At 68.4% G+C, this 26,411-nt stretch carries 25 protein-coding genes; 7 read left to right on the top strand and 18 right to left on the bottom strand.

Going from position 1 to position 26,411, the window contains the following annotated elements; genetic code table 11:
• Positions 1 to 27 precede the first annotated feature (27 nt).
• Both LDL21_RS27430 and LDL21_RS27425 read right to left on the bottom strand, forming a co-directional pair.
• Positions 28 to 1,398: an ABC1 kinase family protein gene (locus LDL21_RS27430; RefSeq protein WP_225282452.1), complete on the bottom strand. Its 1,371-nt coding sequence runs from the start codon at positions 1,396 to 1,398 to the stop codon at positions 28 to 30.
• Between the two features lie 83 nt (positions 1,399 to 1,481).
• Complete coding sequence (locus tag LDL21_RS27425; protein ID WP_174550282.1) at positions 1,482 to 3,158, bottom strand: fumarate hydratase; 1,677 nt, start codon at positions 3,156 to 3,158, stop codon at positions 1,482 to 1,484.
• Positions 3,159 to 3,365: 207 nt separating this feature from the next.
• On the opposite strand from LDL21_RS27425, the gene LDL21_RS27420 reads away from it, so the two are divergent.
• Positions 3,366 to 3,884: a MarR family winged helix-turn-helix transcriptional regulator gene (locus LDL21_RS27420; RefSeq protein ID WP_181699087.1), complete on the top strand. Its 519-nt coding sequence runs from the start codon at positions 3,366 to 3,368 to the stop codon at positions 3,882 to 3,884.
• A 1-nt stretch (position 3,885) separates the two neighbouring features.
• Here LDL21_RS27420 and LDL21_RS27415 read toward each other — a convergent pair whose 3' ends face one another.
• The 3 genes from LDL21_RS27415 to mftE all read right to left on the bottom strand — a co-directional run bounded on the left by LDL21_RS27415 (position 3,886) and on the right by mftE (position 6,341).
• Positions 3,886 to 4,335 (bottom strand): hypothetical protein, encoded by a 450-nt coding sequence (locus LDL21_RS27415; RefSeq protein WP_225282350.1) that lies wholly within the window; start codon positions 4,333 to 4,335, stop codon positions 3,886 to 3,888.
• Between the two features lie 105 nt (positions 4,336 to 4,440).
• Positions 4,441 to 5,646, bottom strand: a complete 1,206-nt coding sequence (mftD, locus tag LDL21_RS27410) for a pre-mycofactocin synthase MftD (protein ID WP_225282349.1) — start codon at positions 5,644 to 5,646, stop codon at positions 4,441 to 4,443.
• Positions 5,643 to 6,341 carry a mycofactocin biosynthesis peptidyl-dipeptidase MftE gene (gene mftE, locus LDL21_RS27405; RefSeq protein WP_225282348.1) on the bottom strand — a complete coding sequence of 233 codons (699 nt, stop codon included), beginning with the start codon at positions 6,339 to 6,341 and terminating at the stop codon, positions 5,643 to 5,645. Before mftE ends, mftD begins: the two co-directional genes overlap by 4 nt.
• A gap of 76 nt (positions 6,342 to 6,417) precedes the next feature.
• On the opposite strand from mftE, the gene mftR reads away from it, so the two are divergent.
• The 6 genes from mftR to LDL21_RS27375 all read left to right on the top strand — a co-directional run bounded on the left by mftR (position 6,418) and on the right by LDL21_RS27375 (position 11,801).
• Positions 6,418 to 7,008 (top strand): mycofactocin system transcriptional regulator MftR, encoded by a 591-nt coding sequence (gene mftR / locus LDL21_RS27400; protein WP_181699095.1) that lies wholly within the window; start codon positions 6,418 to 6,420, stop codon positions 7,006 to 7,008.
• Between the two features lie 107 nt (positions 7,009 to 7,115).
• Complete coding sequence (locus LDL21_RS27395; protein WP_067492043.1) at positions 7,116 to 8,024, top strand: STAS domain-containing protein; 909 nt, start codon at positions 7,116 to 7,118, stop codon at positions 8,022 to 8,024.
• Positions 8,025 to 8,033: 9 nt separating this feature from the next.
• Positions 8,034 to 8,417 carry an STAS domain-containing protein gene (locus LDL21_RS27390; RefSeq protein WP_067492042.1) on the top strand — a complete coding sequence of 128 codons (384 nt, stop codon included), beginning with the start codon at positions 8,034 to 8,036 and terminating at the stop codon, positions 8,415 to 8,417.
• Positions 8,395 to 8,820: an ATP-binding protein gene (locus tag LDL21_RS27385; protein ID WP_067492040.1), complete on the top strand. Its 426-nt coding sequence runs from the start codon at positions 8,395 to 8,397 to the stop codon at positions 8,818 to 8,820. Before LDL21_RS27390 ends, LDL21_RS27385 begins: the two co-directional genes overlap by 23 nt.
• The gene (locus LDL21_RS27380) at positions 8,813 to 9,436 is read left to right on the top strand and encodes a SpoIIE family protein phosphatase (RefSeq protein WP_181699097.1); all 624 of its coding nucleotides are present in this window, start codon (positions 8,813 to 8,815) and stop codon (positions 9,434 to 9,436) included. Before LDL21_RS27385 ends, LDL21_RS27380 begins: the two co-directional genes overlap by 8 nt.
• A gap of 10 nt (positions 9,437 to 9,446) precedes the next feature.
• Positions 9,447 to 11,801 (top strand): SpoIIE family protein phosphatase, encoded by a 2,355-nt coding sequence (locus LDL21_RS27375; RefSeq protein ID WP_225282347.1) that lies wholly within the window; start codon positions 9,447 to 9,449, stop codon positions 11,799 to 11,801.
• A gap of 367 nt (positions 11,802 to 12,168) precedes the next feature.
• On the opposite strand, the gene LDL21_RS27370 is transcribed toward LDL21_RS27375, so the two are convergent.
• The 13 genes from LDL21_RS27370 to hutC form a co-directional block, all read right to left on the bottom strand.
• Positions 12,169 to 13,650, bottom strand: a complete 1,482-nt coding sequence (locus tag LDL21_RS27370; RefSeq protein WP_372462231.1) for a flavin-containing monooxygenase — start codon at positions 13,648 to 13,650, stop codon at positions 12,169 to 12,171.
• Positions 13,647 to 14,819 (bottom strand): hydroxymethylglutaryl-CoA synthase, encoded by a 1,173-nt coding sequence (locus LDL21_RS27365; RefSeq protein WP_225282345.1) that lies wholly within the window; start codon positions 14,817 to 14,819, stop codon positions 13,647 to 13,649. The genes LDL21_RS27370 and LDL21_RS27365 overlap by 4 nt, the downstream gene beginning before the upstream one ends.
• Positions 14,816 to 15,874 carry a hydroxymethylglutaryl-coenzyme A reductase family protein gene (locus LDL21_RS27360; RefSeq protein WP_220139540.1) on the bottom strand — a complete coding sequence of 353 codons (1,059 nt, stop codon included), beginning with the start codon at positions 15,872 to 15,874 and terminating at the stop codon, positions 14,816 to 14,818. The genes LDL21_RS27365 and LDL21_RS27360 overlap by 4 nt, the downstream gene beginning before the upstream one ends.
• Positions 15,867 to 16,964 (bottom strand): type 2 isopentenyl-diphosphate Delta-isomerase, encoded by a 1,098-nt coding sequence (gene fni, locus LDL21_RS27355; protein WP_181699105.1) that lies wholly within the window; start codon positions 16,962 to 16,964, stop codon positions 15,867 to 15,869. Before fni ends, LDL21_RS27360 begins: the two co-directional genes overlap by 8 nt.
• A complete protein-coding gene (locus LDL21_RS27350) occupies positions 16,961 to 18,163 on the bottom strand; it encodes a phosphomevalonate kinase (protein WP_225282344.1) in 1,203 nt (400 codons plus the stop codon). The genes fni and LDL21_RS27350 overlap by 4 nt, the downstream gene beginning before the upstream one ends.
• On the bottom strand, positions 18,160 to 19,185 hold the full coding sequence (gene mvaD, locus LDL21_RS27345) for a diphosphomevalonate decarboxylase (protein WP_225282343.1): 1,026 nt from the start codon (positions 19,183 to 19,185) through the stop codon (positions 18,160 to 18,162). The genes LDL21_RS27350 and mvaD overlap by 4 nt, the downstream gene beginning before the upstream one ends.
• Positions 19,182 to 20,189, bottom strand: coding sequence for a mevalonate kinase (mvk, locus tag LDL21_RS27340; RefSeq protein ID WP_225282342.1), 1,008 nt, complete (start codon positions 20,187 to 20,189; stop codon positions 19,182 to 19,184). The genes mvaD and mvk overlap by 4 nt, the downstream gene beginning before the upstream one ends.
• A gap of 81 nt (positions 20,190 to 20,270) precedes the next feature.
• Positions 20,271 to 21,068 carry a methyltransferase family protein gene (locus tag LDL21_RS27335; protein WP_225282341.1) on the bottom strand — a complete coding sequence of 266 codons (798 nt, stop codon included), beginning with the start codon at positions 21,066 to 21,068 and terminating at the stop codon, positions 20,271 to 20,273.
• Positions 21,059 to 22,054, bottom strand: coding sequence for a fatty acid desaturase (locus tag LDL21_RS27330; protein ID WP_181699113.1), 996 nt, complete (start codon positions 22,052 to 22,054; stop codon positions 21,059 to 21,061). The genes LDL21_RS27335 and LDL21_RS27330 overlap by 10 nt, the downstream gene beginning before the upstream one ends.
• A 31-nt stretch (positions 22,055 to 22,085) precedes the next feature.
• Complete coding sequence (locus LDL21_RS27325) at positions 22,086 to 23,354, bottom strand: hypothetical protein (protein ID WP_225282340.1); 1,269 nt, start codon at positions 23,352 to 23,354, stop codon at positions 22,086 to 22,088.
• A complete protein-coding gene (locus LDL21_RS27320) occupies positions 23,351 to 24,418 on the bottom strand; it encodes a polyprenyl synthetase family protein (protein WP_225282339.1) in 1,068 nt (355 codons plus the stop codon). The genes LDL21_RS27325 and LDL21_RS27320 overlap by 4 nt, the downstream gene beginning before the upstream one ends.
• Positions 24,419 to 25,070: 652 nt before the next feature.
• Entirely contained in the window at positions 25,071 to 25,340 is a 270-nt protein-coding gene (locus tag LDL21_RS27315) for a hypothetical protein (RefSeq protein WP_181699118.1), read from the bottom strand.
• A gap of 192 nt (positions 25,341 to 25,532) precedes the next feature.
• Positions 25,533 to 26,303, bottom strand: coding sequence for a histidine utilization transcriptional repressor HutC (gene hutC, locus LDL21_RS27310; protein ID WP_225282451.1), 771 nt, complete (start codon positions 26,301 to 26,303; stop codon positions 25,533 to 25,535).
• Between the last annotated feature and the right edge of the window lie 108 nt (positions 26,304 to 26,411).

Below are 26,411 nucleotides of genomic sequence, written 5' to 3'. Positions count from 1 at the left end.
ATCGACCCCGGCTCGGCGCGGTTCGGCTCACCCGGATCGGCGCCACCGGTCGATCTCGCGGCCGACCTCGGTGACGGGTGGCTCGTGGTAGAGCCATTCACGGGCCAGCAGGTGCCAGTTCGCGGTGGCCCGCAACTGGCCGAGGGTGGCGAAGGTGAACAGGTCGGCCCGGCGGGAGAACACGTGCTCCGGCGGCAGCAGCTGCCGGTGCATCCCGTGGAATTGCGACGAACGCGGGTCGACCGCGAGCAGCAGTGCGCCGGTGGCCAATTCGGGGGTGATGGTGACGTCCTCGTCCAGCAGGTGCCACCCCGTGGCGGCCCACACGTAGGCCAGGCTCTCCTCGACCGACACCCCGGCACTCGGGTCGATGATTCCCCGGTCGACCCACGCGGCGTACAGGTCCTCACCGCGCCCCTCGGCAGCCGCACGCAGCACGTCGCGCTCGAAATCGACATGCGCCGGGTCCATCTGCTTGTACAGGCCGAAGTCGACGAAGGCGAGTTTCCCGTCGGCGGCCAGCAGCATATTGCCCGGATGGGGGTCGCCGCAGAACTCGTTGTCGACGAACAGGCTGGAGATGTAGAACCGGTAGATCAGTTCGCCCAGGTGGTCGCGGTCGGCGTCGGGCAGCGTTCGCATGTGCGAAAAGGGTTGCGACTCGACGTATTCGGTGACGAGCACATTGTGCGAGCAGTGTTCGACGATCGCGTCGGGCACGGTGATGAACGGGTGACCGCGATACCGCCGCGCCACCCGATGCTGGGTGCGGGCCTCGCGTTCGTAGTCCAGTTCGCTGCGCAGGTTGTCGGCGATCTCCTCGAGCACGCCGGTGTCGGCCATGCTCGGCAGCACGGATCTGCCCATCTTGCTGAGGAATTCGAGATTGCCGATATCGGCGTGGACGGCACGCTCCACCCCGGGGTACTTCACCTTCACCGCGACCACGCGCCCGTCGCGCAGGGTGGCCCGGTGCACCTGACCGATCGACGCGGCCGCGATGGCGGTCTCGTCGAAGTCGGCGAAGACGCCGCCGAGCGGCCCGAGATCGTCCTCGATCACCGCGCGCATGGTCGGGAACGCGACCGCGGGCGCCTTGTCCTGCAGTGCGGCCAACTGGGCCCGGAAATGCTCGCGATGCGATTCGGGCACGAAGTCGAGGTCGAGCACCGAGGCCATCTGCCCCAGCTTCATCGCCGATCCCTTCATGCTGCCGAGGACCGTGACGATCTGCTGCGCGGTCGTCATCGCCGAGCGCTCGGCCAGGACTTGCCTGGCCTCCTCGGTGCGACCGATCATCGACAGTCGTCTGCCGACCCCGCGCACCGCTTGGCCCGCGGCGAACTGTCCGAGCTTGGCGCCGCGCGCCACCCGGCCCCCAGGAATTCCAGCGGGCATAGCCACCCCGTTCACCGTATGTCGCCGGTCACGTTACACCGCGACGGCTGGACGCACGACCAGAAGACCCAGGGAGCGGGTCTCTACACCCGTTCCTTGGAGCGGGTGCGCACGCGCAGGGCGATCGGCTTGGAGGTCTCGGCGAAGAAGTCGTTGCCCTTGTCGTCGACGACGATGAAGGCCGGGAAGTCCTCGACATCGATCTTCCAGACCGCCTCCATGCCCAGCTCGGGGTACTCGAGCACCTCGACGTTCTTGATGCAGTCCAGAGCCAGACGCGCGGCCGGGCCGCCGATGGAACCGAGGTAGAAACCGCCGTGTTCCTTGCACGCCTTGGTGACCTGAGCGGAGCGGTTGCCCTTGGCCAGCATGATCATCGAGCCGCCCGCAGCCTGGAACTGGTCGACGTAGGAGTCCATGCGACCGGCGGTGGTCGGACCGAACGAGCCGGAGGCGTAGCCCTCGGGGGTCTTGGCCGGGCCCGCGTAGTACACGGCCATGTCGCGCAGGTACTGCGGCATCGGCTCGCCCGCGTCGAGGCGTTCCTTGATCTTGGCGTGCGCGATGTCGCGGGCCACGACCAGCGGGCCGGTGAGCGAAAGCCGGGTCTTCACCGGGTATTTCGACAGCTCGGCGCGGATCTCGTCCATCGGGCGGTTCAGGTCGATCTGCACCACGTCGCCGCCGAGGATGTCCTCGGTCTGCTCCGGAAGGTACTGCGCCGGTTCGGTTTCCAGCTGCTCGAGGAAAATGCCGTCCTTGGTGATCTTGGCAAGGGCCTGGCGGTCGGCCGAGCACGACACGGCGATGGCGACCGGGCAGGAGGCGCCGTGGCGGGGCAGGCGCACCACGCGCACGTCGTGGCAGAAGTACTTGCCACCGAACTGGGCGCCGATGCCGAACTCACGGGTGAGCTGGAAGACCTCTTCCTCGAGCTCGAGATCGCGGAAGGCGTGACCGGTGATGGAGCCCTCGGTCGGCAGGTTGTCCAGGTAGTGCGCCGAGGCGTATTTCGCCGTCTTCAAAGCGAATTCGGCGCTGGTGCCACCGATGACAACGGCCAGGTGGTAGGGCGGGCAGGCCGCGGTGCCGAGCGAGCGGATCTTCTCGTCGAGGAACTCGAGCATGCGCTCGGGATTCAGGACGGCCTTGGTCTCCTGGTACAGGAACGACTTGTTGGCCGAACCGCCGCCCTTGGCCATGAAGAGGAACTTGTAGACCGGGTTGTCGGCGTCGCCCTCGGTGGAGTACAGCTCGATCTGGGCGGGCAGGTTGGAACCGGTGTTCTTTTCCTCCCACATGGTGATCGGCGCGAGCTGGGAGTAGCGCAGGTTCAGCCGGGAGTAGGCGTCGAACACGCCGCGGCTGATCCACTCGGCGTCGTCGGCGCCGGTGAGCACGCCCTCGCTCTTCTTGCCCATCACGATCGCGGTGCCGGTGTCCTGGCACATCGGCAGCACGCCGCCCGCGGAGATGTTGAGGTTCTTGAGCAGGTCGAGCGCCACGAAACGGTCGTTGCCCGAGGACTCCGGGTCGTCGATGATCTTGCGCAGCTGCCGCAGGTGGGCCGGGCGCAGGTAGTGGCTGATGTCGTGGATCGCCGTCTCGGTGAGCAGGCGCAGGGCTTCGGGCTCGACCTGCAGGAAGGTGCGGCCGTTGTGCTCGAAGGTGCTGACCCCCTCGGTGGTCAGCAGGCGGTACGGCGTGTCGTCCGCGCCGATCGGCAGCAGATCGGAATAGCGGAACTCCGGCGCGGTCACGGATCGCACTCCTTCAGGCAGGTGGGCAGAGCATCGCAGAGCCTATCCACCACCGGGCGCCGACCTGGAGATTAGGCAATCCTTACTCAAGATGAAGTAATGTCGAGGTTGCACGTTCAACACAAACGGTGCTACCCATTCTCCCGGGCGGTGGTGGGCGTGCGCCGTTCAATCCGAAGCTTGCACCGGCGAATCTGGAGCTCGATCGTGACCGATCCACAGTGGCTCGATGATGTCGAAATGCGCGCCTGGCTGGGCTATGTCCGTACCCGCGACCTGATCGCCGCGGCGATCGGGCGTGACGCCGGCCGGGCGGCGAATCTCAGTTATGTCGAATATTCCGTGCTGGTGTACCTAGCCGACGCACCGGGCCAGCGTTTGACCTTCGCTGACCTGGCGGGTGCGCTGGAATGGTCGCAGAGCCGACTCTCACACCAGATCACCCGCATGCAGAAGCGTGGACTCGTGGTGCGCGAAACCATGCCGCACGACCAGCGCCGCACCGTCGCCCGGCTGACGAGCGCGGGCGGCCAGTTGCTCACCACGGCGGCCCCGGCCCACGTGCGCAGCGTGCGGCGGCACATGATCGACGTCCTCGACCGCGCGCAACTGGCCGCGCTCGCCGAGATCTACGACGTCCTGATCGACCACCACCGCAGTGCGGCACGGGAACTCGGCCCTCGCATGCCGACCAAGGAACCGACTCCCGCCGCGGACCTGGCGTGAGTCAGGACCCCGAACTGCCGCCGCCACCACTCGAGTCGGGCCGCTGGCCCAGCCCACCGCGCAGGACCGTTCCGCCCGCGACCGGTGCGCCACGGTCGTAGACGTCGCCGGTACTCGGCCGGAGGAAACTGCCCGCCGCCAGCACGATCGCGGCACCGACCGCCGGGTACACCAGCGTGTCGGTGTGCTTGTACCAGAACCGTTTATAGCTCGCGTCGGACGTGTCGCAGCGGTCGTCGGCCACCCGCTTGTTCGTCGCCGTCTCCACGCAGACACCCACCGAGGCCGGGCGGGCGGCGGTGCTGGTGGTGGTGGTGCGCGGGGTGGTGGTCACCGACGCGCGGGTGGTGGTCGTCGGGCGCTGAGCGGTGCTCGGGGCACTGCAGCCGGCCGACACCAGCGCCACCGCGACCAGGGCGGGCAGGGTGAAAGTCACACTGCGCGAGCGCATTACCCGAACATCCACGACTTCCCCCTCCGACGACCACAGGTCAACGCTCGACCATAGCGACCGGTCCCCGCCCGGACAACCCGTGCGGCCAAGGTGAAATACCGCTTACCGCAATACCTTTTCGGCGATGTGGGCGGTGTCGGGGATGCCGAGGGCGCGTTCGAAACCTTCCGGGACCACGATGTCGTCGCGGGTCAGATCGGTGACCGAGGTCTTGCGCAGCCCGAGCAGGGCGGAGTCGATGCCGCCGCGCAGAATGTCGAGGACATTCTCGACGCCCGCCTGGCCGTTGGCCGCCAGACCCCACAGGTAGGCGCGGCCGATGAGGACCGCGCGGGCACCGAGCGCGACAGCCTTGACGACATCGCTGCCGCGCCGGATACCGCCGTCGAGCAGGACCTCGATCTGGTCGCCCACGGCGTCGGCCAGTACCGGCAGCGCACGGATGGCGGCGGGGGTGCCGTCGAGGTTGTTGCCGCCGTGATTCGACACCGAGATGCCCGCGACGCCCGCGTCGACCGCGCGCAGCGCGTCGTCGACCCGCATCACGCCCTTCAGCAACACCGGACCGTCCCACTGGGCGCAGATCCAGGCCACGTCGTCCCAGTCGGGGGCGGGCGTCTGCATCCACTCGCCGTAGGCGCCGAAGAAGCCGGGCGCGGCGCCGCCGCCGACGGACATGTTGGGTGCGGTGAGGTCGGGGATGGAACCGGAGCGCAGGTAGGTGGCCAGCCAGCGCGGGCGGGCGAGGGTCTGCGGTGCGAATTTCATCATGGTGCGCAGGTTCAGCGATTCGGGGATCTGCGGGCTGCCCCAGTCGCGACCGTGCGAGAAGGACCAGTCGAGGGTGAGGATCAGCCCGACCGCACCGGCGGTCTTCGCCCGTTCCATCCGTTCCAGGATCTGGTCCTTGCTGCCGCACCAGTACAGCTGGAAGAAGGTGGCGGGGTTGGCCGCGATCACCTCTTCGACCGGCTTGCTCGCGAAGGAGCTCAGGCCCATGGCGATGCCGCGGGCGGCCGCGGCCCGTGCCACGGCGACCTCACCGTCGGGGTGCACTGCCTGCACGCCGGTCGGCGAGATCAGCACCGGCATCGAAACCTGTTGCCCCAGCACAGTTGTCGATTGGTCACGGTCCCCGATGGGGCCCGCGCAGTGCGGTGCGAAACCGAGCTCGGTGAACGCGGTCTGGTTGTCCTCGATGGTCTGGCCCCGTTCGGAACCGGCGATCAGCGCGCCGTACACCGACTTCGGCAGTCGCTTACGGGCGCGACGCTGCGCCTCGGCGACGGTCTCGAACCAGGGGTTCATCGACGTGGTCCTTCCTCGTTGTCCCCCGGCCACCAACGGCCGAGGTCGTGCAGGAGCGCGGCGGTCGCCGCACTCAGCAGTTCGGCGCCCGCGGCGGCATTCGCCCCGGTCGGGTCGCCGAGAATTCCGTTGTGGCTCACCGCGGCCACCCCGCCCGTGCGCAGCAGCGGCAGCACCTCGGCGAGCGGGCGGGTGTCCCCCGGTTCGGCCAGCTCGGTGCGCACCCGGTCGGGCGCGAGGGCGAGCTGGAGGGAGGTTTCGGTGTGGCCCGCGTGCGCGTCGCCGCCGTAGCCCGGGCAGAACAGGCGCACATCGCGTGATTCCGAGCGCAGCAGGGTGACGGCCCGGCGCAGCGCCTCGACATTGCCGCCGTGGGCGTTGACCAGCGCGATCCGCTCGAAAGTCGCGGTGGCCGAACGACACAGCTCGACCACGAGCAGTTCCAGCGCGGCCTGCCCGATCGACAGCGTGCCCGCGAATTCGGCGTGTTCACCGCTGGCGCCGTAGGGCACGGCGGGTGCGACGAGCACGTCGTCGCGCGCGGCGGCGGCCCGCGCGCACAGCGCCGAGGCGATGTCGAGATCGGTCGACAGCGGCAGGTGCGGTCCGTGCTGCTCGATAGCACCCAGCGGCACCAGCAGGATCGACGCGCGACAGGCGTCGACCTCCGGCGATGTGAGCTGGGCCACGAACATGACCGAACATTAACGTCAGTCACTGACATAATCAAGACCTGGCGCCACCGGACGGGCCACTCCCTACGCTGTATCCATGTCAGCCCCGACCCAGCGCGGCCGCCCACCGCGCACCACGCGCCGCGCCCTGGAACTCATCGCGATGCGCCTGTTCACCGAGCACGGCTTCGAGGAGGTGACCGTCGGGCAGATCGCGGCCGAGGCGGGCGTCAGCGAACGCACCTTCTTCCGCTACTTCCCGAGCAAGGGCGAGGTGCTGTGGCACCAGTTCGACGACGAGGTGGCCGACCTGCGCGCGGCCTTCGCCGCCGTCGCCGACGACGAGCCGATGATGACGGCCGTGCGGCGCATCGTGGTGGCGGCCAACAGGTATCGCGCCGAGGACATCCCCGAACTGCGCACCAGGATGCGACTGATCTCGGGGATCCCCGCCCTGTCGGCGGGCGCGGGCGCGCACTACGACGCCTGGGAACGCGCGGTCGGCGAATTCGCCGCGCGCAGGCTCGGCACCAGCGCCGACGACCTGATCCCCCTGGCGGTGGGCCGTACCACCCTGGCCGCCGCCCGTGCGGCCTTCGACGCCTGGCTCGAACGCGGTGACGCCGATCTCACCGTGTACCTGGATCGGGCCCTGGCGGCGCTGTCACGTGGCTTCACCCCCGAATAGCTGGTTACCGGCAGGTTTGGACAGCACCGTGAATGGGGTATGAGTAGGCTTCGGTCAACGTGTGCAGTGCGCGCCAGGTGAAAACGTCGAAAGGGGCAGGAGCTTCCATGTCCGAGGTGTCAACGAGTCTTTCCGCGGATGCGCCACCGGCGCGCCCGGTGGACAACAACCTGCTCCCCCAGTTGGTCGAGCACCTCCGGCAGAACCGCACCGGCCTGCGTGAGGAATGGGCGCGGCGTATCACCGAGGCCGAACTGCTCACCGCGATGACCCCGGAGGAGATCTTCTCCGAGGCCACCTCCATGTACGACAACTACGTCGAGGTGCTGGTCACCGGTAGCGTCGAGGCCCTGCAGGCCTACGCCCGCGACCTGTCCGAGCGCATCATTCCCCGAGGCGTCGAGACCGACGAGGTCCTCGGAATCGTGCTGCTGCTGCGCGACGTGCTCGCCCGCTCGCTGTTCTCGAAGTACCAGTCCAACTTCGAGATGCTCAACCAGGTGCTCGACGCCTACGAGCCCGCCGCCAACCGCATCGCCAACACCGTCGGTGTGTCGTTCGTGCAGGAGCGCGAGCGCGTCATCAGCCGCCAGCAGGAAGCCATCCGCGAGCTGTCCACCCCGGTGCTGCAGGTGCGCGAGCAGCTGCTCATCCTGCCCATCATCGGTGTGCTCGACTCCCAGCGCGCCCGTCAGCTCACCGAGCAGCTGCTGCGCGCCATCCGGGCCAATCGCGCCAAGGTGGTCGTCATCGACATCACCGGTGTGCCCGCCATCGACTCGGTGGTCGCCAACCACCTCGTGCAGACCGTCGACGCCTCGGGCCTGATGGGTGCCAGCGTCATCATCACCGGTCTGTCCTCCGAGATCGCGCTCACCCTGGTGACCATCGGCCTCGACCTGTCCAAGATGAACGCGGTCGGCGACCTGCAGGGTGGTATCGAAGAGGCCGAGCGGCTGCTCGGGTACGAGGTCACCCGGGTCACCGAGCGGCTGAGCGAGCGGGACGGGCGCTAGCAGTCCGCCATGCCGGTACCCATCCTGAAACAGGGCACATTCCTGATCGCCTCGGTCCAGTCGGCGCTGACCGACGCCGACACCGAGCGGCTGCAGGACGATCTCATGACGCAGGTCAGCCGCTATCGCGCGACCGGCATCATCGTCGACGTCACGGCCATCGACGTGATGGACTCCTTCGCCGCCCGTTCGCTGCGCACCATCGCCCACATGACCCAGCTGCGCGGCGCGGAAACGGTGATCGTCGGTCTACAGCCCGAGGTCGCGTTCGCGATGGTGCAGCTCGGGCTCACCTTCGAGGACATGCAGACGGCCCTCGACCTCGAAGAAGGTCTCGCCTGGCTGAACCGTCACCCGCGCAGCCGACGAGATGGTCGTGACAGTGGCCGCTGAGCAGGTCGCGATCGCAGTCAAGGTGTCCGAGGACATCGTGACCGCACGCCAGGCCGGGCACGAGCTGGCGGCTCACCTCGGCTTCACCCTCACCGACCGCACCATGATCTCCACCGCCATCTCCGAGATCGCCCGCAACATCACCAGTTACGCGGGCAGTGGCGAGATCCGCCTGCTCGTCGACATCCGCGACGGCCGCCAGAGCCTCGTGGTCCAAGCCGAGGACCAAGGTCCTGGCATCCGGGACATCCCGCGCGCGCTCGAGGACGGATACTCCACCGGTCGCGGCCTCGGTCTGGGCCTGCCGGGCGCACGCAGGCTGATGGACGGCATCACCATCGATTCCGCCCCCGGCCGTGGGACGTTGATCGAAATGTGGAAGTGGGTACCCGACGGTGCATGAAGACGGGATCACCGGCCGCACGGAATGGTCGACGGCCGGCCGGGCACTACCCGGCCAGGATGTCTCCGGTGACCGTGGCGTCGTCCTCGACACCGGCGACGGCGGCGTGCTCTTCGGCGTGCTAGACGGTCTCGGCCACGGCGCCGCGGCCGCGGACGCGGCCGACCGCGCCACCCTCGTACTGTCGGAGAACCGCGGCGAACCACTGGATGTGCTGATGGTGCTGTGCCATCGGGCGATGGCCGAAACCCGCGGCGCCGCAATGTCGTTGGCTCTTATCGGGCCGGGCGACACCCTGCAATGGATCGGCGTGGGCAATGTGGAGTCGCGGCTGCTCACGCTCGGTCCGGCGGGCCCGGAGCTGCGGGCGACCATGCTGCTCACCGGTGGCATCGTCGGCTACCGGCTGCCCGCGCATCTACAGCCGCAGACCCTGCCGATCAAACAGGGTGACCTGCTGTTGATGGCCACCGACGGTCTCGTCACCGCCGACGCCGACAAGATCGATCTGGCCAGGCCCGCGGCCGCCATCGCGGGCGACCTGCTCGCCCGCGACGCCAAGGACACCGACGACGCGCTGGTCCTGGCGGCCCGCTTCCGGGGAGCAGGATCATGAGAGGGTGCCGATGAGTGCTGTCCTGGCCGCGTTCCTCGACGACTATTCGGCTGCCCTGCGCCGCCATGTCGCCGCGCCGGGCCAGACAGGCCTGAGCGAAGGCTACGACCTCGGCAGGCGCGCCCTCGTCGAGGGCATCAGTTTGCTCGATCTCACCGAGCACCACTTCCGCACCGTCGCCGAACTCGCGGGCAGCGAGGCGTATTCGCGCGGGGCGGAGGTGGCGCTGGAATTCCTGCTGCAGACGATGGCCGCGCTCGACATCGCCACCCGCGGCTACCTCGACGGCACCAAGCGCTACGAGCAACAGCGTTCACGCGCCGAGGATCTGGCGGGTCGTGACGCGTTCCGCACCGCGCTGGTCGAGTCGCTGCAGGACGGGTTCTTCGTCGCCGACGAGCACGGGACCATCGTCGAGGTGAACTCGGCGTTCGGGGTGCTCACCGGGTACGGGCCCGAGGAGGTGCCGTTCGCGCTGCCGCATCCGTGGGCCCTCACCGATCGCAAGGGCTATCCCCAGATCGGTACGGAGGCTTCACGTTTCGTGATGCCGGTGTGTCACCGCGACGGTCGTGAACGCTGGCTGGCGGTGAGCGCGAGTTCGCTGGTGAAGCAGGAGAACAACGAGCGGATCTTCGTCGGCACCGTGCGCGACGTCACCGCCGAGCACGACGCGCAGGCCCGCGATCAGGCGGCCTCGCGGCTGGCGACCGCGGTCGGCGCGGCCACCAGCATGGTGGAGGTCCTCGCCGTCGGGCTCGACGAACTGCGGCGGACCATGGGCGCGCGCACGGCACTCGTGGCGGTATGGCCGAGCCGCACCGGCCGCCCAGACCTCTACTCCTGCGGCGAGTCACCCACTGCGGAGCAGGCTCCGCCGGAACCCGAATTCGTCTCCGCCAACAGCAGATTCGTCGCCACGCCGGTGCAGCAGCCGAGTTCGCGCGGTGAGGCTCCGGTGGTGCTCGACGAGCAGACCAACGAACTGCTCGACCGGGCGCGCAGGCAGTCCGCGCGCGGCCTGTCGGCCATCACCGGCGACGAGGGTGGTGTGGACGCCGTCGTCGCACCGCTCGGCGAGACCGGTGACGCGGCGCTGTGGGTGCGCTTCGGTGCCCCACGCGCGGTGAGTGCCGCCGACTGGGCGCTGTATTCGCTGCTGGTCGGCCATCTCAGTGTCGCGTTGCAGCGTGCCCGCAACTTCGATCAGGCGCGCGCCACCTCGCTCACCCTGCAGCGTGCCATGCTCGGCCCGATCGAACTGCCGCCACGATTCTCCGTGCACTACGAACCCGCCCTGCCGCCGCTCGAAATCGGTGGCGACTGGTACGACGTGGTCCCGCTGCGCGACGGCACCATCGGTGTGGTCGTCGGCGACTGCGTCGGCCGAGGACTGTCCGCGGCGGTGGTGATGGGCCAATTGCGCACTGCCGCACGGGCTCTGCTGCTGCGCGGTGCCGGACCCGCCCAGCTGCTCGCCGAGCTCGACGCGGTCGCCGCACGGATTCCCGGCGCCATGTGCACCACGGTGTGCGCCGCCGTGCTCGACCCCGAGCGCGGCGTGGTTCGCTACTCCAACGCCGGCCACATGCCGCCGATCCTGGCCGCACCCGGTGGGCCCGGCCGGATCCTCGAGGGCGGTCGGGCGGTCCCGCTGGCCACCTTCGACACACCGCGCCGCCCCGAGGCGACCACCGCGCTGCCCGCGGGCTCCTCGCTGGTGCTGTTCACCGACGGACTGGTGGAACAGCGCGGCTACGACATCGAGGAGGGCTTCGTGAAGATCGCGGACGTCCTCAGCGAAACCGGCGGCGCGCTCCCCCGCGATGTGGCCGACGCGGTGCTGTCGCGGCTGTGCCCGCCCGCGGGCTACGACGACGACGTGGCGATGGTCGTCTACCGTCAGCCACCGGAACCGCTGCACGTCGACATTCCCGCCGCCGCAGTCGAATTGACCGGCCTGCGGCGCACGCTCTACCGCTGGTTCGCCACCGCCGCCGTGCCGCACGACCTGGCCGCCGATCTCGTCGCCGCCGCCAACGAGGCGTGTAGCAACAGCGTCGAACACGCCTACCGCGACACCGACCCCGGCCGTGTCGTCCTCACTGCCACCTGCGAGGGCGACCGGGTGGTCATCGAGGTCACCGACACCGGCCGCTGGGTGCCCACCCCCACCGACCCCGGCTATCGAGGCCGTGGTGTGGAGATGATGCGGGTGCTCACCGAGGACCTCGAATTCACCCACGACGAAAAGGGCACCCGGGTGCGTATGTGGGTGACGCTGCCGTCGATCACGTTCCCGACCGCGAATCCACTGCGCGCCTCGACGCGCCCGCCGGGAATGTCGTCGCTGAGCTCGTCCTGACAACTGTCAGCAAATGCGGCAGGGGCCAGGAAAATCCGTGTTGACACGTCTACCCGTTGCTTGTCGGAGTCAAACTCCGTTGCTACGGTGATACCGCACTCCCACACCGAGCCAGGTGTGCATCCGGATATCCAGCGATCATCTCGCTGATTCGATGAGCTGCACAACCCTGATGACACCGACGCTGTCGGTGTCATCGCCGTGCAATTTTGCGAGACGATCCCTATCTCGAAGGAGAAACTGATGTCTGCAGCAGTTGGCGATCTGATCGACAGTATTTTGAAGATCCTCGGGTCGATCATCTGAACAACGATCCGTGAGTAAACCGTCGATTCCGGAGCCGACGACAGCTCCGGAATCGACGGGTTCAGTTCGTGGTCGTCTGATACGCCTCGAGGTCGAAAACGCGCATCTGCCTGCGGTAACGGAAACTGAAATCCGGCCACAGCACCGCGTTGTTCCCCGTGCTGTCGAGGAACCAGCTGCGACAGCCACCGGTGGCCCACACCGTTTTCGCCATCTTTCGCTGAATACCCCGGTTGTATTCTTCTTCGGCGTCCTTCCGCACTTCGACGGTGCGCAGGCCTCGCTGCTCCATGGTTTCCAGTGCCGAGATCAGGTACCGGAACTGGGATTCCATGATGTAGATCAGCGAGGTGTAATTCAGCCCGGAATTGGCACCGAGCATGAAGAACAGGTTGGGAAAGTTCGCGACCGTTGTGCCCTTGTAGTTGCGATACCCTTCCGCCTCACCGATTTCCGACAGGGTGCGCCCGTCGCGGCCAACGTACAGGTTGTACGTCGGGGAATCCGATACCTGGAAACCCGTGCACAGCACAATCGCGTCGACTTCGCGTTCGGTGCCGTCCTCGGTGACGATCGAATTCGCCCGCACCTCCGCGATCGAATCCGTCACCAGGTCCACATTGTCGCGGTCGAGCGCCGGATAGAAACGGTTGGACACCAACATCCGTTTACAGCCGAGACGATGCGTTGGCACCACCTTTCGGCGCACCTGCGGATCCCGGATCTCGAGGAACATCTTGACCCGGCCGACCAACTCCAGCAGCACCGCCGCACGCGGATACTTGGCCTGGAAGACGACGAAGATCTCGCGCAGCAGGTAGATCATCGCCCGGACCAGCCGCTGGAAGCCGGGAATCCGCCGGAACGCGAATCGCTCGACCGCCGTATAGCGACGACCCAGATGCGGCATCACCCAGGTGGCCGTGCGCTGATACACATCCAGGCTCGCCACCTCCGGGGCGATCGACGGAATGATCTGCACCGCAGACGATCCCGTGCCGATCACCGCCACCCGCTTGCCCGCGAGGGTGGACTCGTGATCCCACCGCGCCGAATGGAAGATCTCCCCCTCGAAACTCGACATCCCCTTGATATCGGGAAGATTCGGCTCCGCGAGCACACCGGCCGCCGACACGATCACATCGGCGGTGAATTGCCCACGGCTGGTGTGGATCTCCCATCGGCCATCGGTGTCGTTCCAGCGCGCCGCCGTCATCTCGCAATCGAAGATGTGCTTGTCCCGCACCCCGAAACGCTGCGACACGTCCCGGATGTAGCGTTCGATCTCGGCCTGCGGAGAGAACGACCTCGTCCAATTCGGATTCAGCGCGAACGAATACGAATACAACTGCGAGGGCACATCACACCCGGCACCCGGGTAGGTGTTCACCCGCCAGGTGCCGCCGACATCGGGCCCACGTTCGAGCACGAGGAAGTCGGTGTGCCCCTGCTGACTCAACCGGACCGCCGCGCCCACGCCCGACAGCCCGCTTCCGACAATGATGATCCTGGCGTGCCGTATGTCCGGATCGGCCACGGTCACCGAGCTTCGTAGATGCGTTTGTGACCCGACATCGCGGCCAGCCGGAACGGGCGCCGGGTTTCCTCGGCCATGGCGTGGTAGGCGCCGTCGGTGGGCAGCACCGCTTCGTGCAGGGCACGGTAGTGGTCGTAGTCGAGCATCTCGCGCGAACTGATCGCGGCCTGGTTGGCCTCGGTGCGCAGGTGCGCGCGGTAGCCGGGTTGCACTGTGCCGCTGAAGAACTCGGCCACACTGCCGGAGCCGTAGCTGATCATGGCAAGGGCCTTGCCGGTGAGGTCGTCCGCGTGGTCGAGCAGCGAGGCCAGGCCGAGGTACAGCGAGGCGGTGTAGCTGTTGCCGACGGTGCGGTTGTAGGTGGTGGTAGCGCCGATGACCGCCTCGAGATCGGCGGCCTCGGCGGTCTGGCCCTGGCTCTCGAGCAGGTGCCGGTGCGCCTTGTAGGCCATCTTGGTGAAGGGCTGGTGGTAGCAGAACGCGGCGAACTCGCCGAGCTCGCGCCCGCCCTGGCGGCGGTAGTCGCTCCACGCCTCCTGGGCGGCCTTCTGGTAGGCGTTCACCGAGGTCTTACCGTCGACGATGGCCTCGGAACGGTAGTTCGGGCGCCAGAAGTCCATGATGTCGGCGCTGTAGAGCCCCGAGATCGGGTCGAGCGCGAGGATGGCCGGGTTCGCGGTGACCAGCATCGCGACGGCCGCCGCACCCTGGGTCGGCTCGCCCGGGGTGTCGAGTTCGTACTTGGCGATGTCGGCGGCGATCACCAGCACCCGCTGCGACGGGTCACGCGCGATCAGGCCCGCGGCGAACGCCAGCCCGGCGGTGCCGCCGTAGCAGGCCTGCTTGAGCTCGACCACTCGCGCCGCGTTGGGCAGCCCGATCAGCGAATGCAGGTACAGGGCAGCGGCTTTGGACTGGTCGACACCGGTCTCGGTGGCCAGCAGCACGGTGCGGATGTTGTCGGTGCCGTGCCGTTCCAGGATCGGCTGGGCGGCCGCGGCGGCGATGGTGACGATGTCCTCGTCGGCGGCGGCCACGCTCATGCGTTCCTGGCCGATGCCGAGGTAGAACTTGTCGCGATCCACCCCGAGTCGCTCGGCGAGGACGGCGTGATCGAGGGCGTAGTGGGTGGTGGCGAACGAAAGGTCGTGGATACCGACCGGCGTTGTGGTCATCGTTGTGTCCCGTTGCTCGTGGTTGACCGCTCGAATTGGGTATGGGCACGCATCAATTCACCGCGATTGGTCTGCGCGGCCATCAGCGACAGCTCACCGCACAGCACGGTGGCCGCACCGATCACGGCGAGGCGGCGCGCGTTCTCGCCGGGCTCGCGTTCGGCCCGGCAGCCGAGGCGCACCAGGTTGTCCTCGACGAAACTGGCGTGCTTGCCGTTACCGACCGTACCGACGATCAGGTTGGGCAGGGTGCACGAGAAATACAGATCACCGTCGCGGTCCTCGGCGTGGGTGACGCCCTGGGAGCCCTCGACGATATTGGCGGCGTCCTGACCGGTGGCCAGGTAGTAGGCCAGCAGCATGTTCGCGTAATGCGCGTTGGCGGAACGGATCCCGCCCGCGAGCAGGGTGCCGATCAGGTTCTTGCGGATATTGAGCTCGACGACCTTGGCGGCGGTGGTGTGCAACCGCGCCTCGACGACCTCGCGCGGGATCAGCAGCTCGGTGACGACGTTCTTGCCGCGACCGAGGATGCCGTTGACGGCGGTGGCCTTCTTGTCGGTGCAGTAGTTGCCCGAGATGGAGCCGTAGCGCACACCGGGCATGGTCGACAGGATGTGGTCCATCAGGTGGTCGCTGGCCAGCGTGGCCATGTTGTGGCCGGAGGCGTCGCCGGTGGTGAACTCGAAACGCAGGAACAGCAGGTTGCCCGCGATCTGATGGTTCAGGTCGATGAGCCGGGCGAAGCGGCTGCTGCCCGAGACAACCTCCTGCAGCTCCGGCATGCGGGCCGCGAGCTGCTGCACGGTGGTGTAGGCGGTGTAGGCGTCGTCGGCTTCCAACAGGATCGACCGGGTCATCCGCTCGTCGATCAGGGTGGCGACGATGCCCTTCTCGGTGAGGGTGCTGATCCGCGCACCGCGCCCGACCGAGGGCCACAGCGGGGTCTCGTAGGTGGCCAGCGGCACATCGACGGAGTCGTCGACGACATTGCCGGTGATCCGCAGCGGACCGACCCACTGCATCGGGACAGCCGCGTACGACATGTCATTCATGGATGACTCCTTCTCGGAGGTTCGATTCGCGCCACCAGGGACTCCGGTGGGCGAGACAGGCCACATCGATGCCGCGCAGCGCGCAGAAGCCGGCCAAGTCGCCGGTGACGAGCACATCGCGACCGGTGAGCTCGGCCGGAGTGGTCGCGCCGAGGACGGTCATGATGTTGCGCAGCTGATCGAGCCAGGTGGTGATCTTGGCGACGAGGGCCTCGGTGCCGTGATCGACGAGCGTTTCCAGAAACGCTCCCGCCACGCCGGTCGCCTTGGCGCCGAGTGCCAGGGCGCGGGCCATGTCCAGGGGTGAGCGGATGCCGCCGGAGGCGGAGATGTCGATGCCGGTGATACCGGTGCAGTCGAGCAGGCACGCGGCCGTCGACTGACCCCACTGTTCGATGAAGGCGAAGTCGGCGCCCGCGCGACGGTCGTTCTCGATGCGCGCGAAATTGGTTCCGCCGCGTCCGCCCACGTCGGCCACGGCCACCCCGGCCTCGCGCAGCCAGGTGACGGTCTGCCTGCTGAGGCCGAACCCGACCTCCTTGACGATCACCGGCACCGGCACGCCCGCGACGATCTCCTCGATGCGGCGCGGCCACCCGGCGAAGGCGCGGTCGCCTTCGGGCATCACGACTTCCTGCACCGAGTTCACGTGGATCTGCAGTGCGTCGGCCTCGAGCAGGTCGATCGCGCTGTGCACCTGGTCGAGGGTGGCATTGGCGTTCACATTGGCCAGGACGAATCCGTGGGGGTTCTCCTCGCGCAGCACCCGGAAGGTGCCGGCGACGGCGGGGTCGCGGAAGTAGGCGCTCATCGATCCCGACGCGATGGGAACTCCGGTCTCGCGGGCCGCGACCGCCAGCTGCCGGTTGATCTCGCCGGTGTTGGTACTGCCACCGGTCATCGCGTTCACGTACAGCGGTGAGTTCCAGTGCTTTCCGGCGAAATCGACGCCGAGCCGCACATCGGTCGAGTCGATGCCCGCCAGGGCGTGGTGCACGAAGGCGACGGAGTCGAAATCGTTGCCGCCGCTGTGGTTGCGGCGATGGTTCACCGCGTGGCGAACGTGGTCGTCCTTGCGGTCGGCGATCATGCGCGAACTCCTTCGGACGGGTGGATCCGCAAGGGCAGCTTGCGGATTCCGGCGGCTTCCCAGCGATCGGTCAGTGCGGCGGCCTCGGCGGCGCGGCCGGTCTCGAGCAGCGCGATGCCGCAGTCGCCGCCGCCCGCGCCCGACGGTTTCGCCGCGGCTCCGGACTCGGCGGCCGCGCGGCACAGTTCGGCCAGGCGTTCGGTCATGATGCCGAGCCCCTCTGCCGCGTCGAGACCGAGGAGAAGCTCGCGCGCACAGTCGATTTCGGTGCGGATGGCGGTGGGGTCGTCGGTGTCGACGGCGGCGGCGAGGCGTTCGACGCAGGCATTGCTGTGTACCAGGAACTCGGCGCGGTCCAGGGGTGCGCCGAGCCCGGCGACCAGCGCGGGGGTGGAGGCGGGGGTGCCGGTCCAGCCGACGTGCAGGTCGAGGGTGGTCGGAGTCGGCAAGGGGCGCACCGAAAGACCCGGCCACGGCAGGCGAAGGGCCGCGTCGACGCCCTCGGTCTCGGCGGACCGGGCGATCCGCGCGCGATCCGGTGAGCTGTAGGCGATCCAACCGCCCCAGGTGCTCGCGGCGACGTCACCGCCGGAGGCGCGGGGGTTGACCTCGACGGTGGCGAGCATGGCGAGCCGGTAGCGGTCCATCAGGCTCAGGCCGAGGTCGTAGAACTCCCCGAGCGCGGCCACCGCCGCGACGGTCACGGCGGCACTGGAACCGAGCCCGAACTTGCGGCCGTCGGCGTCGCCCAGATCGGCGGTGACGGCCAAACGGTAAGGGCGCGGGGTGATTCCCCGTTCGACGATCAGCCTGTCGACGACCGATGCCGCGGCGAAAAGGTAGGAGAACGTGGCCGGAACCGAACCGGTCGCGGCGACCAGCCGACCCGGGCCCTCTGCAGGCACCACCCCGGTGGCAAGCGCGAGATCCGTGGCAACGGGCTTCGCGGCGACCGGGTCCGGCGGGAGGCTCGCACCGGGGTCGGCGGTCGGGTCGACGACCGCGGCATCGTCTGCCCGGCGGCAGACGAGCGTAGTGCCACCGTCGAGGTCGGACCCGAGGACGGTGTCGCCGTCGGCGGGGCTCACGGTGGCGGTGGCGTAGCGGTCGACGGCGACCAGCACGGCCCGGTGACCCGGTTCGACGACGGCGTACTCCCCCGCGACGAACAGTTTGCCCGGGGCGCGACAGGCGATCATGAGACCCCGACCTGCGCGGTGTCCCGGAGCAGCGTGGCGCCGGGACCGATGTGCGCGGTGCGGGTGCTGACGAAATCGCCGAGGCTCTCCACGGTCGCGGCCACCCGGGCGGCGTCGGCGCGGGTGCACAGCACCTTCACATTGGGGCCCGCGTCGATGGTCGCGTAGGCGAGCACACCGTCGGCGCGCAGGGCCTGCACGGCGTCGAGCACCGCGAGCGAGTGCGGCGAGAGGTACCGGATGCCGGGGCGGGCCGTGAGCATGGTGGCGTGCATGCCGAGCGCGTTGCGTTCGGCGATCTCACCGATGGCGGCGAGGTCACCGCGGGCGACGGCGCGGCGCATCTGCTCGAAGTCGAGCATCGACGACTCGGCCCACGGCCGGTAGAACGGGGAGGTCTGGGTGGTCGCCCGCATGGCGTCGCGGCTCGACACCGTTTTGGCGGTCTGGTTCACGACCGCGACGACCAGGGCGGGGTCGAGTTCGTCGCCGCCGATCGGCTCGGCATAGGAACTCAGATCGCCCGCCTCGCCGTCGCCTTCGCCCGCGTGCCACACCACGAAACCGCCGAAGATCGAGCGTGACGCCGACCCGGACCCGCGCCGGGCCAGCCGCGACAGCGCGCGCCCGTCCAGGTCCAGACCGTAGGCGGTGGCCGCGGCCGTGGCCAGCGCGGCGAAACCACTCGCCGAGGAGGCCAGCCCCGCCCCGGTCGGGCCGTCGTTGACCGTGACCACGGTGGCGCGCTCGGTACGGCCCGCCTCGGCCCGCACGAGGTCGAGGAAACGTTCGATACGGGTGTGCGCGGACCCGGTGGCGGCGGTGCCGTTGAACTCGATCTCGTCGGCCGGGCCGTCGGTGACGCGCACGGTGGTGGTGGTCGCGAAGATGTCGAGCGTCATCGACAGGCTGCTCGTGACGGGCAGGAACATCGTTTCGTCGCGCTTGCCCCAGTACTTCACGAGGGCGATGTTCGGGTAGGCGAGCGCGGTGGCCTCGCCGGTGGCGGAGGTCGAAGTCATTGGTGGGTACCGGGTTCCGAAGTCGTGGCGGACAGGGGCGTGGCGCCGGCCTGCATGGCGCGAGTCGGCACCGTCCAGGTTCGCACGGCACCCGCGCGGCGCAGCGCGGCACTCACCCCGGGCGCCGAGGCGGGCTCGGTGAGAGCGAGCACACAGCCGCCGAGACCGGCGCCGGTGAGCTTGGCGCCGTGGGCACCCGCACTGAGCGCGGCGGTGACGAGAGTGTCGATGTGCGGGGTGCTCACGCCCAGCTCGGCGAGCAGTTCCTGGAAATCGAGCATGGTCTTGCCGAGAGCTTCCGCCGCACCGGCCGACAGCTCGTCGCCCGCGGCCTCGATCAGACCCGAGGCGCGCTCGAGCAGCGACCCGGCCCGCACCGGATCCTCGGCGAGCCTGCGCCGCACGCCGGTGACCGCGTGCTGGGTGGAGCCGGGCACGCCGGTGTCGGCGATGACGAGCGCGGCATCGAGCCCGATCGGCATCGGCTCGGCCCGGCCCTGATGGAACCGGATCGGACCGTTCGCCAGGACGGCACTGGCATCGATGCCACTGGCCCGCCCGTGCGCGACCTGTTCGCCACATTGCACGAGGTCGTACAGTTCGCCGGGTTCGACGACGAGCCCGTGCAGATCCGCGACCGCGCGCACCGCGGCACCCGCGCACGCGGCGCTGGAACCGAGCCCACGAGCCAGCGGAATCCCGCACTCCACAACGACTTCGACGGTAGTATCGGTGATTCCCCACCGCCGCAACGCTTCCTCGGCCGCGACCCGTGGACCCGACAGGGCGGTGTCGGTTCCGCCGACGACGAAACGGAAGTGCCCGTCGGCCGGAACCTGCGACCCGGTGCCGGGTTCGGCCGGGCGCGCCAGGGCGCGCACCGGCAGGGCGGGCAGGGGGAACGCGATCGCGGGCGTGCCGTGCACGACCGTGTGTTCGCCCAGCAGGATCGCTTTGGCGTGGGCGCGCCCGATCCCTACGACCATGCCCGTTTTCGTGGTCACATCGATTCCTCTCCCAACTCGGGCAGGTTCACCGCCCGACATCCTTCCTACCGGAACGACGCCGGGCGGTCGGCCTCGCGCTTACCGAGTCGATCGGCCGAGAATACTGCGCACGGACGGGAAGAACGCGGGCACCTGTGCGGCATAGGCGCGATAGGACGCACCGAAGCGGGCGATCAGGTCACGCTCCTCCAGGTAGGTACCGAGCAGGATGTACCCGGTCAGACCCAGCGCCCACACCAGGTGGCCGACCGTGAACTCCCTGGCGAACCAGAACGACACGAGCAGCCCGGTCATCAGCGGATGCCGCACCAGCCGGTACACACCGTTGACCTGCAACCGGTCGACGGTGGCATCCGGCACCTGGATCACGTATTGCCGGTAGGCCTGGCTGATACCGAGCAGATGGAAATGGTTCAGCAGCAGAGTCGCCGCGTAGACCAGCACGAACCCGATCCAGAACCCGATATCGAGCGCGATACCCACCGCACCTTCAGCAGACCAGAGTACGTGTGGTATGGGCTGCCAGGCCAGCATGATGACCCACATCACCAGGCAGACGCCGATGATGTAGACCGTCCGCTCGAGCGCTTCGGGCACCCAGCGGGTGATGAAGGCCTTGAAGGCGGGCCGGGCCATGCCCGAGTGCTGCAGGGCGAACAGGGCCAGCAGCACCAGGTCGATCGCGACGGCGGGCACCGCGGACAGGTGCGGTCCCTTGTCGACGGTCTTGGGCAGGAACCAGCCACCGGCGAACAACAGCATCAGCGGCACCGTGACGCCCGCGAAGGCGTACACGGCGAAGGAGAACAGGAACGGGACGAGCCGACCGGGCGTGCTCAGCACGCCCCGCGCCTGCTGGGGTGTCATCAGATCCATGCGAACCACGGCAGGTAGCGGTTGCGGACGGTGCCCGATTCCAGGCGCTGCTCGAGACGCGCCTTCCACTTGTTGCCGTAGCGCTCGTTGAGGAAGCCACCGGGCACGACAAGGCGCCAGCCCGACTGCGCGACCATCCAGTACGGCACGATGACACCGGGGTTGACATCACGCATGTAGTCGAGCTTGTCGGGGATCTGGCTCCAGTGGATACCGGGGTATCGGTGGTGCACGCTGTGGTAGCCCTGGTTGAAGATGAGGAAGTTGAGGATGTTGCCCGCGTTGTTGAGCGAGGTGCTCGGTTCGTCCTCGAACTGGCGCGCCGGCGCGTGGCTCAGCCAGGCGAAGTAGCCGGCGTTGACCTGGGTGATGAGGAACGGCACCCAGTAGAACAGCACGAACCGTTCGGTGCCCGCCGCGTACCAGACCGCGCCCATGACCAGGAAGTACACCGCCAGATCGAAGATGAACTGGTGGCGGGTGCGGCGCCGGCGCGGCGCCGGGTTGGCGGCGAACACCGTGCGCACGGTGTGGATCTTGACGATGGTTCCGTAGCGGATCCAGTACCAGATGGCGCCGAGACCCTTTTCCATTCCGGTGGTTGCGGTGACGTCACCCGGGCCGTCGTTGAACCGGTGATGGTTGAGGACGTGCACCTCGCGCATCTCGGCGGCGGTCAGGTTGCCCGGCAGGCAGCACAGGATGTCGACCACCCGGTTGGGCAGCTTCGAGACGAACAGCGGCCGATGGGTGTGCATGTGCATCACGCCGATGGTGAGCGAGAGATTGAGCAGCGACAGCACGATGATGAGCGGGATCGCGATGTACCAGTTGCCAGCGGCGGGGACGAACAGGGCGGCCGCGGTCATCCCCATCCACAGTGCGATGTGCACGAGCGGACCGACATTGGAGGCGTGCTCGAGTTTGAGGACCCGCCGGCTGAACGGCGGTTTCTCGGTAGGCGCGACGGGCGTTGGGGTGCTCACGGGCGAGCTCCTTCGCTAGTAGTGACGATGCTCATGAACGAATTGCGTCGGTGGCGAGCGCTGCCTGTTGCAGGCGCTCGGCGAGGTCGCGCAGGGCGTCGGGCCGGTTGCCCGGCACCCGCTCCATGGCCCCGAAGGCCAGGTGGTCGGCGATCATCATGGTGCGCACCGTCGAGCCGGCCGGTTCACCGGTCATCGGTTCCTCGGGCAGGGCCCGCACGAGGGCGAAGGTGGTGTCGACGATCAGCGGGACCAGCGAGGTCGCGGCCGAGTTCTCACCACCGGCGCGCAGCACGTCGGTCTTGGGGACGTGGCGCTCGGCCGCGAAGTCCGGGGCGGCGTCGAGCATGGTGTGGATGGCACCGTCGGCACCCGCGCGCACCCGCTCGAGCATCCGGGTCCAGTACTTCGACGAACCCGCGGCCAGCACGGACGCCGAGAGCGGACGCCGGTACGGCTTGGGCGCGCCGACCGCCCCGCACAGGAACGCCGAAGTGGTGATGGTCATATAGGCCATGGCCGCACGGGCACCGAATCCCGGCGTGCCGGGGCCGAGCCGGGCTAGCAGCGCGAAGCCGCCGAGGGTCGGGGCGAGCTGACGCAGCATCACCATGCGGGTGAGTTCCTCGCGGTCGGCGGCGCCGTAGAGCTCGAGTTCGCCGTCGCGCAGGTCGTTGGCCGACTGGGCGATCACCGCGATACAGCCGGTGAGCTCGCGCAGGTCGTCCTCGAGCAGTACGCCGTCGGCGACCAGGGTGCACGCGTAGTGGGTGACGCGGCCGAGCACGCCCTCGCTGTAAGTGACGCGCGGCAGCGGCTTGTCGAGGTTGCGGGCCATCACCGCGGCCATGTCGGTGAGCACGCTGGCCACCCGTTCGCGCGCCTGCGGCGACAATCCGGCGACCAGCGCGCGGATGTCGCCGATGCGCTCGGCGAGCAACAGGTCCAGCGCCTCGCTGTCGCGCACGACGCCGGTGGTCGGCGGCAGCGCGGGCGGTGCGGAATCGCTTGTGCCGTTCAGGTATTCGGCCGCGGCCAGCACGGCCGAACCCGCGTGGTCGCGGTCGGCGAGGTCTTCGTAGGCGTCGAGCACCCGACACGCGAGCAGGGCCGCGGCGGCTTCGGCACGCTGGTGGGCCGGCAGGAAACTCACCGCGATACCGAGGTTGCGCCCGGCCGGAACGAGGGCCAGGCGGGCCAGTTCCTCGGGCGTACGCGCGGCACGCATGGCGGCCAGGTCGGGGGCGCGGCGCAGGACACGCAGGCCGCGGACCAGCTGGAGGAGTCGGACATCGTTCATCGGGAGATCACCTGCCGCAGAAGTTCGCGCAGGTCGTCCCGCGCCGGAGAGGGGCCGAACACGTCGAGCGCGTCGGTGGCGGTTTCGGTGGCGGTCACCGCGACCACGCGGGCGGCCTTGGTCGCGCCGCTGTCGACCAGGTCGGTGCGCAGGGTCTCGCTCGGTGTGGCCGGGTCGAGCCACAGGTCGCGGGCGCCCTCGCGCAGGTCGAGCCACTCGATGACCGGCCAGGTCGGCACGCGACGTTCGAGATCACCGCCGGCGTCCTTGCCGAGGCCGGGGCCACCCTCGATATCGCGGACGTCGTCCATGATCTGGAAGGCCAGGGCGAGCTGGTCGGCGTACACCATCAGCGCGTGCAGCCGGTCCAGGTCGACGCCACCCGCGGTGCCGCCGTAGGCGCACGACAGCCGGAACAGGGTGCCGGTCTTGGCGATGGCGACCAGTTCGTAGTGCCTGCGCAGCGCGGGCACGTCGATGGCGGGTGGCATGGTTTCGATGAGCTGGCCGAACGACAGCTCCGAGAGCCGGTCGGCGAAGGTGATGCCGGGGGCGTCGGTGATGCGCTCGGCCATCGCCGGGTTGTCGGCGAGCACACGGGCCACGACCTTCATCGCGGCGCCCGCCATGTGGAAACCGGCGCGGGCGGCTTGGCGGACACCGAAGGCGGCGGGGACCGACGGCGCGTCGCGGCGCAGCAGGGAGCCGTCGCAGATGTCGTCGTGGATCAGCGAGGATTCGTGCAGCATCTCCATGGCGCAGGCCAGGTCGACCGCGTCGGCCGGCGACACCGCGTCACCCGGCGCATCCGGGAGCAGAGTGGCGCAGGCCAGGACGAGCCTCGCCCGCACCCGCTTGCCGGGCGCTGCGAGCACATGGCGGTAGATGTCGTCGAAATCCTCACCGGTGAGGAGGATTTCGGGCAGGCGCGTGGCGACGAGCGGGAGTTGCTCGACCGGGCCTGCCGGTCGCGGCAGGACCCTCACCTGGTCACCGGGGTGCTCCACGTGCACCGCCTGGGGAACCTCGGGGCGATGGGCTGAGGCTAGCGCGGAGTTGTCCATAGCGCTGAACTCCTTTGGTGTGGTCACGATGGCGGCAGGGCTCATTGCGCCTGGTGGACAGGGGTTTTCGAGGAATCGCCTCGGAGGAGTCGGAGGGGCGTCGCCACCGGCGGGCGTCGGGGCCGTGTTGTCCCGATCACTGGCTACCGACGGGTAGTTTTGTAGACGTCTGTCCCAATTGTCAAGCATTAGTGCAGGTTTCGCTCTGACGTGCACGAATAGCGTTGTCACACAACGTTTTTGAGCAGAAGTAACGACGAGCAGAGTTACGGCGAGTGTCTGGATGCAAGCACCGGAGTGACGTGAAACACGCTGTGGCACAAGCGATTATCGGCGGCGCGACCTGCCGTGTAGTGAGCGGTCAGCGCGCGACCAACGATCGCGGGTAGGGGTTTCACGAAGGGTTGCCACGACACTGTGGGCTTGCGCAGCTGCGCTGGGAGGTCGGCGGAAGACGTCCGGAGGCCGGCGACTTCGACGGCCGAGAAGTGTTACGTCGCGACTCTACAATCGGCGACGCGGTCGCGCGAATCGAAAACCACAGCCGCACAGCCCCGAAATGGGCTGTGCGGCAGCGAAACACCGGTTCAGGGGACTTCCGTTGCGATGACACGCCACAGGCGCGGACCCCGTGGCGCGGCGCGGCGGTTGGTTACCGGGGGCGCGAACCGAAGGGACGGTGACCGCGCTGCCAAGCCAGCCGGAACGACCACACGGCGGCGAGGATCGATCCGACGACCACCACCGCGATCGCCGAAAGGACGAGTCCCCCGGACCAGCCGACGCCCGCGTGGCGCGCGATCATCGCCGAGGCGGCGATCGGGCCCGCGGTGAGCAGTACCGGGATCAAGAGGATCAAACCGAGAGTTACCAGAGTCGAGGGCGCCATCGTCGCCCCGGAGCGTCGCGTGATCGTAGCCATTTCCGCCCTCTCCATGGATGGAACTCAGCGAACGTCGAACTCAGCGATCCATAAACAAAGCTACAGCCCGGTGAACGCCATTCGACCGATTGTCACGAAATGGTGATAACTCGGTTTGCGAAATATTTGCTCATGGGTCATGTTAATTCAGCGACGCCGATGAACGCCGTCACCGAGACGCGCGAGTCGCGCTCAGCCCGGCTCGGTACCGAAAGTGCCTTCGAGACGATTGCGTGACCCGGGATGAATCAGCCGGGCCGCACTCACCAAGCCGCCGGAGGACCAGGTGCGCCGCCGGATCAGCAGACACGGTTCGTCACCGGCGATGCCGAGCAGCGCGCACTCGTCCTTGCTCGCCCGCACGGCTTCGACGATGTGTTCGCCACGCAGCAGCGGGGCGACCTCGCTCAGATAGGTGTTGGGGGTGACGGTGGTGAAGTCCTGGGTGAGATAGTCGGGCGCCTGGGCCGGATTGACGTAACGATCCTCGAGCTGGATCGGCACCTCGTCCTCGCGGTGCACCAGCAGCGAGTGGAACACCGTGCCGCTCAGGTCGTTTCCGAGGATCGGATGACCCTCGTCGATCCGCTCGGCGCGCACGAAGACGACCTCGGTGCGATGCCGGTGCCCGCGCTGCGCGATCTCGTCGGCGATGTTCCTGACCTCGAACAGCGGTGAGGTGGCCTTGCCCGCGGCGACGAACGTGCCGACGCCCATCACCCGGGTGAGGGCGCCGTCGGCGGTGAGGTCGCGCAGGGCGCGGTTGATCGTCATCCTCGACAGCCCGAGCGCGGCGACCAGCTGGTTCTCCGAGGGGATCTGCTCCCCCGGGCTCCATCGGCCGCCCTTGATCTGCGCCATGATGAGCTGCTTGACCCGCTCGTATGCCGCGAACTCGGTACCGAGCTCGCCGTAGAGCGCGGCCAGCTCCGCATCGACCACTTCGATCGCCACCACCGGTATTTCCCTCCGTCAGGCCAAGAGAATACGTCGCGGCCGATTCCGACAGCTACTTGTATAGACAGGACTATACCACTAATCTGGTTGTCAGTGACCCCGGACACACCCGTC

The organism is Nocardia rosealba, assembly GCF_020216065.1.
Taxonomy (GTDB): Bacteria; Actinomycetota; Actinomycetes; order Mycobacteriales; family Mycobacteriaceae; genus Nocardia; species Nocardia rosealba.
The sequence above is the reverse complement of the archived record's forward strand: the minus strand, read 5'-3'. Positions and strand labels throughout refer to the sequence as shown.